Annotated in this window: 11 protein-coding genes; 9 read left to right on the top strand and 2 right to left on the bottom strand. The window is 50.8% G+C overall.

Annotated features, from left to right (window positions below; all coding sequences use genetic code 11):
* Position 1 precedes the first annotated feature (1 nt).
* The 3 genes from yfcC to LK436_RS14020 all read left to right on the top strand — a co-directional run bounded on the left by yfcC (position 2) and on the right by LK436_RS14020 (position 4,732).
* The gene (gene yfcC, locus LK436_RS14030) at positions 2-1,516 is read left to right on the top strand and encodes a putative basic amino acid antiporter YfcC (RefSeq protein WP_015573682.1); all 1,515 of its coding nucleotides are present in this window, start codon (positions 2-4) and stop codon (positions 1,514-1,516) included.
* A gap of 664 nt (positions 1,517-2,180) precedes the next feature.
* Complete coding sequence (gene tyrS / locus LK436_RS14025) at positions 2,181-3,404, top strand: tyrosine--tRNA ligase (RefSeq protein WP_008394923.1); 1,224 nt, start codon at positions 2,181-2,183, stop codon at positions 3,402-3,404.
* A gap of 320 nt (positions 3,405-3,724) precedes the next feature.
* On the top strand, positions 3,725-4,732 hold the full coding sequence (locus LK436_RS14020) for a GGDEF domain-containing protein (RefSeq protein WP_227910081.1): 1,008 nt from the start codon (positions 3,725-3,727) through the stop codon (positions 4,730-4,732).
* A gap of 76 nt (positions 4,733-4,808) precedes the next feature.
* Here the strand turns inward: LK436_RS14020 and LK436_RS14015 are convergent, their stop codons facing one another.
* Positions 4,809-5,372 carry a manganese efflux pump MntP family protein gene (locus tag LK436_RS14015; RefSeq protein ID WP_008394926.1) on the bottom strand — a complete coding sequence of 188 codons (564 nt, stop codon included), beginning with the start codon at positions 5,370-5,372 and terminating at the stop codon, positions 4,809-4,811.
* A 94-nt stretch (positions 5,373-5,466) separates the two neighbouring features.
* Positions 5,467-6,000: an NYN domain-containing protein gene (locus LK436_RS14010; RefSeq protein ID WP_008394927.1), complete on the bottom strand. Its 534-nt coding sequence runs from the start codon at positions 5,998-6,000 to the stop codon at positions 5,467-5,469.
* A gap of 334 nt (positions 6,001-6,334) precedes the next feature.
* On the opposite strand from LK436_RS14010, the gene LK436_RS14005 reads away from it, so the two are divergent.
* From LK436_RS14005 to LK436_RS13980, 6 genes are all read left to right on the top strand, one after another.
* Complete coding sequence (locus tag LK436_RS14005) at positions 6,335-7,621, top strand: aminotransferase class I/II-fold pyridoxal phosphate-dependent enzyme (protein WP_008394928.1); 1,287 nt, start codon at positions 6,335-6,337, stop codon at positions 7,619-7,621.
* A 273-nt stretch (positions 7,622-7,894) separates the two neighbouring features.
* Entirely contained in the window at positions 7,895-8,329 is a 435-nt protein-coding gene (locus LK436_RS14000; RefSeq protein ID WP_021966143.1) for a GtrA family protein, read from the top strand.
* A 16-nt stretch (positions 8,330-8,345) separates the two neighbouring features.
* Positions 8,346-11,324 carry a YfhO family protein gene (locus LK436_RS13995; RefSeq protein ID WP_008394931.1) on the top strand — a complete coding sequence of 993 codons (2,979 nt, stop codon included), beginning with the start codon at positions 8,346-8,348 and terminating at the stop codon, positions 11,322-11,324.
* Positions 11,325-11,338: 14 nt separating this feature from the next.
* Positions 11,339-12,748 carry an argininosuccinate lyase gene (argH, locus tag LK436_RS13990; RefSeq protein ID WP_008394932.1) on the top strand — a complete coding sequence of 470 codons (1,410 nt, stop codon included), beginning with the start codon at positions 11,339-11,341 and terminating at the stop codon, positions 12,746-12,748.
* An 82-nt stretch (positions 12,749-12,830) separates the two neighbouring features.
* Positions 12,831-13,355, top strand: coding sequence for an adenine phosphoribosyltransferase (locus LK436_RS13985; protein ID WP_008394933.1), 525 nt, complete (start codon positions 12,831-12,833; stop codon positions 13,353-13,355).
* 169 nt (positions 13,356-13,524) lie between these two features.
* Entirely contained in the window at positions 13,525-14,556 is a 1,032-nt protein-coding gene (locus LK436_RS13980) for a D-2-hydroxyacid dehydrogenase (protein WP_008394934.1), read from the top strand.
* The last annotated feature ends 109 nt before the right edge of the window (positions 14,557-14,665 follow it).

Here is a 14,665-nt window from a genome sequence, read left to right as displayed (position 1 = left end):
TATGGAGAAACAGAAGAAAACATTCCAGATGCCTCACACGTATATAATCATTTTCCTGGTTATCTGTGTGGCGGCTATTATGACACTGTTCATCCCGCTGGGGACGTATCAGCAGAAAGAGATTACGTACATCCAGAATGGGGAGGAAGTGACGAAGACAGTTCTCGATCCTGACAGCTTTGAGTATGTGCTGGATGAAAACGGAAATAAGGTAACTAAGGCAGCTCCGCTCTGGGGAACCGAGGATTTCGGCGGCCAGGGAATTTTGAACTTTGTGTTTGAGGGAATGACGGTAGGAGACAAAAACGGGACTGCTGTAGGAATTATCGCCTTTATTCTGGTGGTGGGCGGCGCATTCGGAATTGTGCTGAGGACCGGAGCAGTGGATGCAGGAATTATGAGGGTTATTGCCATCACCAAGGGGCGGGAGATTCTCCTGATACCGATTCTGATTACGCTGTTTTCCCTGGGAGGCGCAGTCTTTGGAATGGGAGAGGAGGCGATTCCCTTTGTCATGATCCTGGCGCCTATGTTTGTGGCCATGGGATATGACGGAATTGTGGGCATTCTCTGTTCCTATGTAGCAACCCAGATCGGCTTTGGCTCATCCTGGATGAATCCCTTCAGCCTTGCGGTTGCCCAGGGAATCGCGGGAATACCGGTTATGTCCGGCGCGCCGCTTCGTATTGTCCTGTGGATTCTGTTTACAGGACTTACCATCGTGTTTACCATGCGCTATGCGGCTAAAATCAAGAAAAATCCGAAGCTTTCTGTGGCATATGAATCAGACGCTTACTACAGAAATGAATTCAGGATGGACAGCAAGCAGGAGCTTCCCTTTACGCTGGGACACAAGCTGGTTCTGTTATCCATTCTGGCCACGATAATCTGGACAATCTGGGGCGTTATAACCCAGGGATATTATATTCCGGAGATTGCATCCCAGTTCTTCGTGATGGGATTTGTTTCCGGTATTATCGGCGTTGTGTTCAAATTAAATGACATGAGGCTCAACGATATTGCAAAAGCATTTGACAAGGGAGCAGCTGATCTTCTGGGAGCGGCTCTCTGCGTAGGTATGGCTCAGGGAATTATTATCGTCCTGGGAGGAACAAGCCCCACAGACGGAACGGTTCTGAATACGATTCTTCACACGATTGGCGAGGGAATGAAGAATTTCCCGCCGGTTATCTCCGCATGGCTGATGTACGTGTTCCAGTCTGTGTTCAACTTCTTCGTTGTATCTGGTTCAGGACAGGCTGCTCTGACTATGCCGATCATGGCGCCGCTGGCAGATATCGTGGGCGTTTCCAGACAGGTTGCTGTCCTTGCCTTCCAGCTGGGAGACGCATTTACGAACTTCATTGTTCCGACCTCAGGCTGTCTTCTCGGCGCTCTTGCCGCTGCGAAGCTTGATTGGGGAAAATGGGCAAAGTTCCAGATTAAATTCCAGGCTATCCTGTTTGTATGCTCATCCCTTGCTGTAATTATTGCAGTGATGATTGGATTCTCATAAAGGGGGATGCACAGGGGAAGTTCTTTTTAGTCCGCTCTTGACTTTCCCGAAAAAAGCCCTTATAATAGCACATAACCTGCAGGGGGCAGATTCAGCTGACAGGAGCTGAAGGCAAGATTTGAACCGGCAGGAATGACAAACAGATACCAGGCGTTGACGGGAAAAAGTAGCCGCCCCGCACCCCATACAGAGAGCCGCCGGATGGTGAGAGGCGCATGGAGGAGAGGCAGACGAATACATCCCAGAGCCCTGCACCGAAGGGAAGAGAGCGGGAGAGCTTTTGATTTCAGCTTTACGCTGTCAGCGGACCGGAAGGCTTCCTGTGTAGGCTGCAGCGGGGTCGCCGCACGTTACAGCGGCGGGAGTATAGCGGCAGGCTGAAAGCAGGTTTGATAATATGCCGACTGTACTCGGTGAGGCGGGACATGCGAGTGTTTCCGCGAAATAAGGTGGTACCACGGAAGTTTAAGGCTCCGTCCTTTTGAAGAAGTTCAGAGGGATGGAGCTTTTTGTAGTTTGAGCTTTTAAAGCGGTAAAAATTTCAGGCCAACGGTTCTGTCCCGGAACAGAAAATGCCTTAAATGCAGTCTGGGTTCATCCTGAAGCGGCATGAGACCTGAAGGGCGAAGCCAGACGATATGAAAAATGAAAAAGGAGAATCAGTATGAAAATCTACGAAGAGCTGGTTGCCCGCGGGCTGATTGCCCAGGTGACCAATGAGGAAGAAATCAAAAACATGGTGAACGAGGGAAAGGCCACCTTCTATATCGGCTTTGATCCCACTGCCGACAGCCTTCACGTAGGGCATTTCATGGCTCTCTGCCTGATGAAGCGTCTGCAGATGGCCGGCAACAAGCCGATTGCCCTGATTGGAGGGGGAACCGGATATATCGGCGATCCGTCCGGAAGAACAGACATGAGATCCATGATGACCCCGGAGATCATCCAGCACAACTGCGACTGCTTCAAAAAGCAGATGAGCCGTTTTATCGACTTCTCTGACGGAAAAGCCCTGATGGTAAACAATGCGGACTGGCTTTTAGGGCTCAATTATGTGGAGCTTCTCCGTGAGGTGGGCCCCCACTTCTCTGTAAACCGTATGCTGACAGCTGAGTGCTACAAGCAGAGGATGGAGAGAGGACTGAGCTTCCTGGAGTTTAACTACATGATCATGCAGAGCTACGACTTCTACATGCTGTTCCAGAAATACGGCTGCAATATGCAGTTTGGCGGCGATGATCAGTGGAGCAATATGTTAGGCGGAACTGAGCTTATCAGAAGGAAGCTTGGAAAGGATGCCCACGCCATGACCATCACCCTGCTTTTGAACTCTGAGGGAAAGAAGATGGGCAAGACACAGTCAGGCGCTGTGTGGCTGGATCCAAACAAGACATCTCCGTTCGAATTCTACCAGTACTGGAGAAATGTGGCGGATGCAGATGTCTTAAAATGCCTGCGCATGCTGACCTTCCTGCCTCTTGAGCAGATTGACGAGATGGATCAGTGGGAGGGAAGCCAGTTAAACAAGGCAAAGGAGATTCTGGCCTATGAGCTGACTGCCCTGGTTCACGGGGAAGAGGAGGCAGTTAAGGCGCAGGAAGCTTCCAGAGCCTTATTTACAAGCGGAAATGCTGCCAATATGCCTACGGCGAAGCTCAAAGAGGAGGATTTTGCGGACGGTTCGATTGACATCCTCTCCATCCTTCAGAAGTCGGGTCTGGCACCGTCCCGCTCTGAGGCGAGAAGAAATGTGGAGCAGGGAGGCGTCTCCGTGGACGGAGTTCAGGTGAAAGATATTAAGGCTGCATTCACGAAGGATCAGCTCTCCGGCGAGGGAGTCGTGGTAAAACGCGGAAAGAAGAATTTTAAGAGAGTTGTGCTGGAATAACGAGGGTGAACAGCAAAAAAAGACAGATTCTGAAAAAACGGAAAGACAGAGGCGGGAGGCAGATTTTGTATGTTCTCCCGCCTTTCCGGTATTCTGGCAGGAGGTTTTCTCTGCCCCGCAGAAAGGTTCGCCAAGAATCGGTGCAGATTATTCCAAAACAGGAGGCTTGAAGTTTCTTCCCGGCTGTGCTACTGTTAAAAAAACAGAATCTGCCGGATACCGGCAGCAGGAAAACGCATAAGGTTTTGCACAGTGACGGCTGAAACTGTATGGAGCGAATGTGTAAAAAGGCTTGTATTATGGGCCGGACAGGGGGAAAAATGAAAAAACGGGCGAGCACAGGAAAAGTGCAGACAAAAAAGCAGCTGGAACAGGCCATAGCCGCCTACCAGAAGCTGGCTGAGGAGGATTGGCTTACAGGCCTCTACAACAGAGGAGCCATTGAAAAGCGGGTGGATGAGCAGCTGAAAAAGAACAGAGCCGGAAGCATGATCGTGATGGATATTGATCAGTTTAAGAAGGTCAATGACACCTATGGCCACATCATCGGAGATCAGCTTCTCAGAGAGATTTCCTCTGTCCTTAAAAAGATGATGCCGCCTTTCTGCCTGTTAGGGAGAACCGGAGGGGATGAATTCGTTATTTTCTTTCCCCAGACCCTCGGGAAGGAGGAGCTGGAACGGCGCTGCAACCAGATTCGGGAGAGATTTTCCAGGGTTGAGGTGAACAGCAGGGTGCTTCTGTGCCTTTCTCTGAGTATCTGCTCAGGAACCTACCATCCCGGTTTTGGGTACAGGGAGCTGTTTGACCTGGCCGACCAGCAGATGGTGAAGGAGAAGCGGAGCCGGGACGCGGGAAAATTCGGAAAGGGAACTGTGACGGATACAGAGGGAGACGAGATCCGGATTGACATGAAAATCCTGGCAAAGGAGATGCGTGAGGAGGATCCCCATCCGGGAGCCTACTGTCAGGACTATGAGACCTTCAAGAGTATCTACCGCTTTGTAGAGCGCCGGATGACGCGAAAGGATATGGGCGCCTTTTTGATTCTGTTTACGCTCACAGACACCTCCAATGAGTTTCCCACCCTGGAGAAAAGGGATTACCAGCTGGAAGTTCTGGGACAGGAGATACAGAATAATCTGCGCATGGGAGATCTCTATGCACAGTACAGCAGCTGTCAGTACCTTGTCATGCTGTCGGACACGACGGAGGAAAATGTGGAGATGATTGCAGAACGTATCTGCAGGGCATTTTACAGCGAAAACGGTACGGAGGAGGAGCTGATTCTCCACCACACCTACCCGCTGAAGCCTGCCGGAAAATAGCGGAGGCTTTCGCAGAACCTTGGATTTGCTGGACTGTTCAGGCATCAGGGACGGTTATATGAAAAAAGCATCTGTCTTATAAAAACAGATGCTCAATCAGAATTTTGGAGCCGATGAGAAGGAGAATCGTACCTCCTGCAAGCTCAGCCCGCGATTTGTATCGTATTCCAAATACATTTCCTGCCTTTACTCCCACGATGGACAGGGAGAAGGTGATGATGCCGATAAAGGACACTGCCGGAACGATGTCAACATTTAGGAAGGAGAGGGTGACTCCGATTGCCAGGGCATCGATGCTGGTAGCCAGGGCGAGGACGCACATGGTTTTGAAGTCAACGGATGCGTCCAGTGATTCCTCATCCTCGTCCTTGGAGCGTGATTCCCGAATCATGCTGAGTCCGATGGCTGCCAGGAGCACGAAAGCGATCCAGTGGTCCACCGAGGTGATGGCGTCCTTAAAATGCCAGCCCAGGAGATAGCCGATAAACGGCATTCCTGCCTGGAATCCGCCGAAATAGACTCCGATTATAACGGCATGGCGCCAGTTCAACTGTTTCATGGAAAGTCCTTTACAGACTGCGACAGCGAAAGCATCCATGGAAACTCCCACTGCAAGAATAAAAAGCTCAGCTAAAGACATAGGTGAGCACCTCCTGAAGTTATTTTTATGATATCAGTGTTTGGCAGATGAATATGCCGAAACTGCCCTGACAGCGGATTAGAAAAGTCGGGACTTACTCCTCACCGTCCGTATCCCGGTTCAGGCGCAGGCGTTCCAGATATTCCTGCAGGGCCGGATCGGCGTAGTCGAACAGACGCATCTTATAGCTCTTGATCTTGTCGAGATGCTCTTTTTTGATAACAGCGTCCGTTTCACGTATCTCTTTTTCCAGGTCCTTGGCTGACATGCGGACGGCTCCCTTTCCGAGAATGATCACCTGCTCCAGGCGGTCTGAGGTGGCAACTCTCACATGGTACTGGCGTCCGATCTCCTGGGTGACCTTTTCTATGTACTGATCTGCCGTTTCCGCTTCTTTTGTGAATATAACGTGGATATTGTGGTATTTGATGACTGAGCCGGGATTGCCCTTTACCTTGTAGCCGTCAAATACCAGGATCACATTGCATTTTTTAAAGCCCTGATAATTGCAGAGAATATCCTGCAGCTTTGTGCGGGCCGAATCGATATTCTGTTCTGCAATTTTTTTTAAATCTGTCCATGCAAATATGATATTGTAGCCGTCCACCAGCAGATACTCTGAACTCATTGCGCAGGCCTCTTTTCTCTAGTCTATGGGATAGGGAAGGCTCCATATCCTTCGGATAGGGAGACTTAGGCGGGACGAAGTGCCGGGACTTATACAGCAGGAGCTGAAATCTGCCCCGGTAATAGGATCCGCTTCGGGTCATTATACCATTGATGGGAAAGCTGTGCAACGTAAAAAGGTATAAATCCACGGTCAAAAAGAGATTTAAAAGCAAAAGGAGCCTGCAAAAAAATCTTGTCAATAAAACTGCGTTTTGATATGATAAATAGGAAAGACTGAATTTTTTAGAATAAGATGGCCGAGAGAGCCTGATAACAAGGAGGATTTAGAGGGAATGAAGCCTTACAGCGAACTTACAAAGGAAGAATTAGTGGCACTCAGCCATGAACTGAACGCACAGTACCGGGCATTCCAGGCAAAGGGGTTAAAGCTTGATATGTCCCGCGGAAAGCCGTCTGCAGAGCAGTTAGACCTTTCCATGGGCATGATGGATGTGCTGAACAGCTCCACCGATCTCACCTGTGATGACGGCACAGACTGCCGCAATTACGGCGTGCTGGATGGAATCAGTGAGGCCAAGGAACTGATCGGAGATATGATCGAGGTGCCTGCATCTAATCTGATTATCTATGGAAACTCCAGCTTAAATGTAATGTACGATACGATTTCCCGTGCTATGACACATGGAATTATGGGAAATACTCCGTGGTGCAAGCTGGATAAGGTGAAATTCCTCTGTCCTGTTCCCGGTTACGACAGACACTTTGCGGTTACAGAATATTTTGGCATTGAGATGATCAATGTGCCGATGACAGAGGACGGTCCTGACATGGACATGGTGGAGGAACTGGTTGCAAAGGATGAGGCAATCAAGGGAATCTGGTGTGTTCCCAAGTATTCCAATCCAAGCGGAGTCTCCTACTCCGATCAGACGGTACGCCGTCTGGCGAGATTAAAGCCGGCTGCAAAGGATTTCAGAATTTTCTGGGACAATGCATACGGAATCCATCATTTATATGAGGACAAGCAGGATCAGGTGACAGAGATTCTGGCAGAGTGCAAGAGAGCCGGAAACCCGGATCTGGTTTACAAGTTTGCATCTACTTCCAAAATCAGCTTCCCGGGCTCCGGAATTGCGGCTCTTGCCACATCCCAGAATAACCTGGAGGACATCAAGAAGCAGTTAAAAATCCAGACCATCGGACATGACAAGGTAAATCAGCTGCGCCATGTGCGCTTCTTTAAGGACATTCATGGAATGGTAGAGCATATGAAGAAGCACGCTGATATTCTCCGCCCGAAGTTTGAGGCTGTTGAGGAGATCCTGGATCGGGAGCTGGGCGGTCTGGAGATTGGAAGCTGGACAAAGCCCAGGGGAGGATACTTTATCTGCTTTGATTCCTTAGAGGGCTGCGCGAAGGCGATTGTGGCCAAGTGCAAGAAGGCAGGTGTGATCATGACAGATGCAGGCGCTACCTATCCATACGGAAAGGATCCGAAGGACAGCAACATCCGTATTGCTCCTTCCTATCCGCCGCTTCAGGATCTGATCACAGCAACAGAGCTCTTCACACTGTGCGTGAAGCTGGTGAGCGTGGAGAAGCTGTTAAGCGAGCTTTAATTCAGGCAGAATTTGGCAGAGCTCTGCCAGAAACGCAGATGTGAAAGGCCGTACGGCCTGGGATGGAACATGGGCGTTTGTTTATCCATCCGTTTGAAGGCGTGAAAATAGAAGGGCGGGAACATGTGAGAAAACAGGCTCCCGTCCTTGCTTTTTGCAGAAAAAAACATTACAATAAAAGGCGGCGTTCAGGCGCCGGACATACAGGCAGAGATAACAGAGATAAGACGAAAAGAAAAAAGAGAAAAAGAGAGCAGAGGAAGCAGAAAGTATATGATTAGAAAATTATGGGAAGCCTTGTGGTCAAAGTTTGTGAACAGGGAAACCGTGTCCTACTTTATCTTCGGTGTGCTGACCACAGCGGTAGACTGGGTGGGATATTTTGTCCTTTACTACATGGGGTACTCCGTTGTATTTTCCCAGACCATATCGTTTGTGGCCGCTGTCCTGTTTGCATTTGTTACCAATAAGATTTATGTGTTTCAGAGCAAAACCTTACATCCGGCAAAGCTGCTGAATGAGCTGACGTCCTTCGTGGCATGCAGGCTCTTTACAGGAGTCATCACGATTGCCGGAATGGAGATCATGGTAAATGGCCTGGGATGGCCGAATCTGATCGGAAAGATCGCAGTATCTGCGGTATCTCTTGTTTTGAACTATGTGCTCAGCAAGCTGTTCATTTTCAGGAATAAGCAGGAAGCGAGATAGGAAATTTGGAGGTTCTATGAGAGAAGATGAGATAGCCGGAATTTCCAGGGAGTTTGACAGGGTTTTAAATCAGGTGGCTGCAGGGGCAGACAGGGAACCGGGACAGAACGAGGAGAGAGCGGCTGAAAGGAAAGATACCGGTCCGGACAGAGAAGAGGGACGGGTGGACGAAATGGAACCCGCCGGGATAAAAGAGGCTGCAGCCAGCCAGCGGCGGGTGAGAAAGCCGGAAAACGGCACAGAGGACAGACTGAGGCCTGGCAGAGGTCAGAGGGAAGGTCAGAAGGCGGCCGTTTTAGGCGCCAGGGAACGGTATCCGGAGAGAAGCCGGAAACAGGAAGAGGATCGCCCGGGACTTTTGAGGGCGAGAGACTGTTACGCAGCGGCCTTCCTGATCCCTGTGATAATCATGATTATTATTTTTGCCCAGCGCGGAATCTTCCCTTTTGGAGAACAGAGCTTTCTGAGGACGGATATGTACCACCAGTATGCTCCGTTCTTTTCAGAGTTTAAACACAAGCTGTCACAGGGAGGAAGCCTGCTCTACAGCTGGAATATAGGGCTGGGAGTTAATTTTGCGGCGCTTTATGCCTATTATCTGGCGAGCCCTTTGAACTGGCTGATCATTTTCTGCCCAAAGGAGTTTATCATCGAATTTATGACAGGCTCCATCGTGCTGAAGATCGGACTTGCAGGCCTTGCCTTTACCTGGTATCTGAGAAAGCACTGCAGAACTTCCGACTTTGGGACGTGTTTTTTCGGTATTTTTTATGCCCTATCCGGGTATATGGCGGCCTACAGCTGGAATATCATGTGGCTGGACTGCATTGTGCTGTTTCCGGTGATCCTGCTGGGGCTTGAGAGACTGGTCAGTGAAAAAAAAGGGCTTCTCTACTGCGTGGCCCTGGGACTTTCGATTCTGTCCAACTACTATATTTCCATCATGATCTGTATTTTCATGGTGCTGTATTTTATTGCCCTGGCGGTTCTCGACTGGGACAGCTTCAGGGACGGATGGGGGAAGACCATCGGACTGTTTGCCGGGTATTCCCTGCTGGCCGGAGGACTGGCAGCCTTTGTGCTTCTGCCTGAAATTTATGCTCTGCAGAGCACTGCCTCAGGAGAGATGAGCTTTCCGGAAACGGCGGAGAGCTACTTCTCCATCCTGGATATGCTGGCCCGCCATATCGGGAATGTACAGGTGGAAATCGGTCTTAATCACTGGCCGAACATCTACTGCGGCGTGGCTGTGCTTATGTTTTTTCTGCTGTATCTGGCCTGCAGGAAAATTGAACTTAAGGAAAAGGCAGTTTACTGTACGCTTCTGCTGTTTTTCCTTGCCAGCTTTTCCATCAATGTGCTGAATTTTATCTGGCATGGCTTTCACTATCCCAACAGCCTTCCTGCAAGACAGTCCTTTATCTACATTGCGCTGATGCTGACTGTCTGCTGCAGGGCCTATACCAATCTGGAAGGAATTTCTTCCAGGAGCGTGTCCGTGGCCTTCTGGGGCTCCGCGTCCTTTGTCCTCCTGGCACAGAAATTCATGGAAGGGGACGAGGCCTACCACTTTGCCGTATTTTACGGGGCGATCTTTTTCCTGGCGCTCTACACAGGGCTGATTTTCCTCTACAGGAGCAGCAGGGAGAGATGCGGCCAGAGATGGCGGGGCAGACAGGCCCTGATTATGCTTCTGGCTCTTCTTACAGTCAGTGTGGAGGCGGCGGTCAATACGACCTGCACCAGCGTCACCACTACCAGCAGAACTGCGTACACGCAGGACAATGAGGCGGTTGAGATTCTGGCTGACAGTCTTAAGGGGCAGGAGGGATTTTACAGAGTTGAAAAGACGGATCAGAGGACGAAAAACGACGGTGCGTGGATGCACTTTCCTTCAGTCTCTCTGTTTTCCTCGGTGGCCAGCGCGGATGTGACGGATTTCATGAGGCACATGGGCTGCGAGGCCTCCACGAATGCCTACAGCATTACGGGAAGCACGCCTCTGGTGGACTGCCTTCTGTCGGTGAAATATGCATTTTATCCGGAGGAGCAGAGAAATCCCCGGGTGGAGTATATTCAGGATTACAGAGGCGTGTACCTGTACGCCAACCGGTATACCCTGCCTCTGGGATTTCTGATCCCGGATATCATGGAAAATGAGTGGCAGCTTGACATGGTAAATCCCGCTGATGTGCAGAATTCCCTGTGCGGTCTGTTTGACGCGCCGGATGTGCTTATGGAAGTTGGCGGGCTCGGCAGCGGGCCCAGTTTAATCTATACACCGGAGGAGCCGGGAGAGTACTATGCTTACGTCTCCAACAGACAGGTGAAAGAGGTGTCTCTGAAAAAAGGAGAGAAAGAACAGACCTTTGACAATGTAAACAGAGGCTATCTGATTGAAGTGGGACTTGTAGATGAAGGCCAGACGCTGACCTTCCAGAATGAGGAGGGAAGTGAGGATCTGGGAATCCGCCTGTACCGCTACAATGAGGCTGCCCTGGAGCATGTCTACAGAAAGCTGGCCCAGAGTCCCCTTGAACTGACTGTCTGGGAGGACAGCAGACTCAAGGGAAGCGTGGAGACGGAGGCGGGAGGAACGCTGTTTCTGTCTATCCCCTATGACGAGGGATGGAGCATAACTGTGGACGGCGAGAAAAAAACTGCCAAAAAGCTGTTTGACGCGTTTATGGGAATTGAGCTGTCCCCCGGAAGCCATGTGATTGAGATGCATTATATGCCCCAGGGACTTAAAATGGGGGCTGCAATTTCCCTCGGCTCCCTGGCCGTTCTGGCTGCTGCCTTTGGCATTTCCCATGCCAGAAAGCAGCGCGAGAGAAAGCAGATGTACGACAGAAAAAGAAGAGAAAGGGCCAGAAGCCAGAAATCTGGGCAGCGGCAGGAAAAAGAAAGCCAGCTCTCAGCTTTGCAGAGAGAGGGACAGACAAATACAGAGAAACATTCGCAGGAGGGCGCAGAGGCCCAGGAGCAGGGATAAAGGAGAGAATTGCCATGAAATTATGGGGAGGCCGTTTTACGAAGGAAGAAAACCAGCTGGTGCACAACTTTAATGCATCTATTTCCTTTGATCAGAAATTGTACCGTCAGGACATTGAGGGGAGCATCGCCCATGTGACGATGTTAGCCCGGCAGGAAATCATTTCAGAAGAGGACAGAGAAGCGATCACAGAGGGGCTGCAGGGAATTTTGAGGGATCTGGAGAGTGGAACCCTTACGGTTACGCCGGAGTACGAGGATATCCATTCCTTTGTGGAGAGTCAGCTGACTGAACGGATTGGAGAGGCGGGAAAGCGGCTTCACACGGGGCGCAGCAGGAATGATCAGGTGGCCCTTGATATGAAGCTCTACACAAGAGATGAGATTGACGAGCTGGACAGCCTTGTGCGGGGACTTTTAAAGGTGCTTGTAGATATGATGGAGAAAAATCTGGATACTTACATGCCGGGCTTTACCCATCTCCAGAAGGCCCAGCCCATCACCCTGGCTCACCATCTGGGAGCCTATGCGGAGATGTTTTTCCGGGATCTGTCAAGGCTTCATGACATCCGGGAGAGGATGAACTACTGCCCCCTCGGTGCAGGTGCTCTGGCGGGAACCACCTATCCCCTGGAACGGGAATACACGGCTTCTCTGCTGGGCTTTTACGGGGCAACCTTAAACAGCATGGATTCTGTGTCTGACAGAGATTACCTCATCGAACTGTTAAGCGCGCTTTCTGTCATTTCCATGCATCTGAGCCGGTTCTGTGAGGAGATCATTATCTGGAATACAAACGAGTACCGGTTTGTGGAGCTGGACGACTCCTACAGTACGGGAAGCAGCATTATGCCCCAGAAGAAGAATCCCGACATTGCGGAGCTGATCCGCGGAAAAACGGGGCGCGTGTACGGTGCCCTGGTGAGTCTTCTCACAACGATGAAGGGGCTTCCCCTTGCGTACAACAAGGATATGCAGGAGGACAAGGAGCTGACCTTTGACGCCATCGACACGGTAAAGGGAAGTCTGGCTCTGTTTACAGGCATGATTTCTTCCATGTCATTCAGAAAAGATGTGATGGAGCAGAGTGCAAAGAACGGCTTTACCAACGCCACAGACGCTGCGGACTATCTGGTGAACAGAGGCGTTCCCTTCCGGGATGCCCACGGGATTATCGGGCGTCTGGTGCTTTTATGCATTGAGAGAGGATGCTCCCTGGATGAACTGCCTCTGGAGGAATACAGGAAGGTAAGCCCTGTGTTTGAGGAGGATGTCTACAGCGCCATCAGTATGGAAAACTGCGTAAGGAGAAGGGTGACTGCCGGAGCGCCGGGGCAGGATGCCATGAGGAGGGCCATAGCCGTGTACAGACAAAGGCTCGCCGTTCAGGAGGACAGCCTGGAAAAAACGAAACAGCAGGCATAGGAGAGAGGCGCCTGCTCTGCAAAGAGGAATGATAAAACAGTTGATGTAATATAAAATAACAGATACAGGGAGGAAACAGACCATGAAAAAACTTGAAGAGTATGTAAGAAGCATTCCGGATTTTCCGGAGCCGGGGATTATTTTCAGGGACATTACCACGATCCTGCAGGATCCCGACGGACTTCATCTGGCTGTGGACGGCCTTTTGAAAACACTGGAGGGTGTGGACTATGACGTGGTAGTGGGACCGGAGTCCAGAGGATTTATCTTCGGAGTGCCGGTGGCCTATGCTGCCCGCAAGGGATTCGTGCCGGTGAGAAAGAAGGGAAAGCTGCCCTGCAAGACCGTTTCCATGGCATATGATCTGGAATACGGCAGCGCGGAGATTGAGATGCATGAGGATTCCATCAGGCCGGGCCAGAAGGTTGTCATTATCGACGATCTGATTGCCACAGGAGGAACCATGGAGGCGATCTGCAAGCTCATCGAGAGCCTTGGAGGAGAGGTTGTAAGGATCTGCTTTGTCATGGAGCTGGCAGGCCTTGAGGGAAGAAAGAAGCTGGAAAAATATCAGGTGGAATCCCTGATTGTGTACGAGGGTAAGTAGGCACAAAATGCCGGAATGCCAAAGAAATGAGGCATTCCGGCATTTTCCGTAAGGAAGACAAATCTTAAAGGAAAAATTTTAAAGAAAAGCAAAGTGCCGGCTCTGCTGTTATGACAGGCAGAAACAGACAGGATACGGCGAAACAGGAAAAGAAAGGAGCAGTGGAACCATGGGAGAGCAGAGGAGAACAGAAAGAAGAATTTTAGTGACGCTGCCGGTGACAGAGGGGCATAAAAGAAGGCTTGCAGAGGCTGCTGCGGGGGCTGAGCTTCTCTGTGAGAGGGACATGGAAAAGATCAGGGAGCTGATAGAGACAGTGGACGGTGTGATCGGAAATCTTCCGCCTGAGCTTTTAAAGAGAAACAGGAACCTTGGCTGGGTACAGCTAAGCAGCGCCGGCACAGACGGGTATACGAAAGAGGGGGTGCTCCCGGTAGATACGGTTCTGACAAATGCCACGGGAGCATACGGGCTCGCCATCTCAGAGCACATGGTGGGAATGGTGTTAAGCCTTCTGAAAAAATTCCCCAAATATCTGGAAAACCAGAGGCAGCATCTGTGGAAGGATGAGGGGATGGTGAGGTCTGTCTACGGGAGCCGGGTCCTGATTGTGGGCCTTGGAGACATCGGGATGGAGTTTGCTGTGAGGATGAAAGCGTTCGGAAGCTATATTGTGGGAATCAGGAGAACGATCCACGAAAAGCCTGACTGTGTGGATGAGCTCTATACCATGGACGCGCTGAAGGAGGAGCTCGGAAAGGCCGATATAGTGGCGTCATGCCTTCCTGGTACGGAGGCTACCAGAGGGCTGTTCGGCAGCGCAATGCTTCACTCCATGAAGAGAGGAGCCGTCTTTCTCAATGTGGGGAGGGGAACGGCTGTGGATACAGACGCCCTGGCCGAGGCGCTGAGGGAGGGATACCTCCTGGGAGCAGGCGTGGATGTGACGGAACCTGAGCCGCTGCCGCCTGAGAGCCCTCTCTGGGACTGCGAAAACGTGATTATTACGCCCCATGTGTCAGGAGGATTCCATCTGGAATACACCCTGGACCGGATTGTGGAGATAAGCTGCAGAAATCTCAGAGCGTATCTGGGAGAGGGGGAGTATGTAAGCCCGGTGGACAGGAGCACAGGCTATAAGAGAGCCGATGCGGGAATAAAATGGGCGCCGTTTCAGGGAATTTCACACCAGAGTGAATAAATGAGATGAAATGGGGCAGGATCTGAAAAACAGCTGTTTGACCTTTGGCGGAAGCCGGCCGCCGGAAGGGCAGAAACGTGTTTAAAATCGGGTTCAGATCCGGGAGAAC

Source organism: Clostridium sp. M62/1, assembly GCF_020736365.1.
GTDB classification, from domain to species: Bacteria; Bacillota; Clostridia; order Lachnospirales; family Lachnospiraceae; genus Otoolea; species Otoolea saccharolyticum_A.
This window is presented reverse-complemented; position numbering and strand designations above follow the sequence as displayed.

Coding starts and splice junctions, on each gene's coding strand:
- yfcC (WP_015573682.1), top strand. CDS start 2: ATGGAGAAACAGAAGAAAACATTCCAGATGCCTCACACGTATATAATC.
- tyrS (WP_008394923.1), top strand. CDS start 2,181: ATGAAAATCTACGAAGAGCTGGTTGCCCGCGGGCTGATTGCCCAGGTG.
- LK436_RS14020 (WP_227910081.1), top strand. CDS start 3,725: ATGAAAAAACGGGCGAGCACAGGAAAAGTGCAGACAAAAAAGCAGCTG.
- LK436_RS14015 (WP_008394926.1), bottom strand. CDS start 5,372: ATGTCTTTAGCTGAGCTTTTTATTCTTGCAGTGGGAGTTTCCATGGAT.
- LK436_RS14010 (WP_008394927.1), bottom strand. CDS start 6,000: ATGAGTTCAGAGTATCTGCTGGTGGACGGCTACAATATCATATTTGCA.
- LK436_RS14005 (WP_008394928.1), top strand. CDS start 6,335: ATGAAGCCTTACAGCGAACTTACAAAGGAAGAATTAGTGGCACTCAGC.
- LK436_RS14000 (WP_021966143.1), top strand. CDS start 7,895: ATGATTAGAAAATTATGGGAAGCCTTGTGGTCAAAGTTTGTGAACAGG.
- LK436_RS13995 (WP_008394931.1), top strand. CDS start 8,346: ATGAGAGAAGATGAGATAGCCGGAATTTCCAGGGAGTTTGACAGGGTT.
- argH (WP_008394932.1), top strand. CDS start 11,339: ATGAAATTATGGGGAGGCCGTTTTACGAAGGAAGAAAACCAGCTGGTG.
- LK436_RS13985 (WP_008394933.1), top strand. CDS start 12,831: ATGAAAAAACTTGAAGAGTATGTAAGAAGCATTCCGGATTTTCCGGAG.
- LK436_RS13980 (WP_008394934.1), top strand. CDS start 13,525: ATGGGAGAGCAGAGGAGAACAGAAAGAAGAATTTTAGTGACGCTGCCG.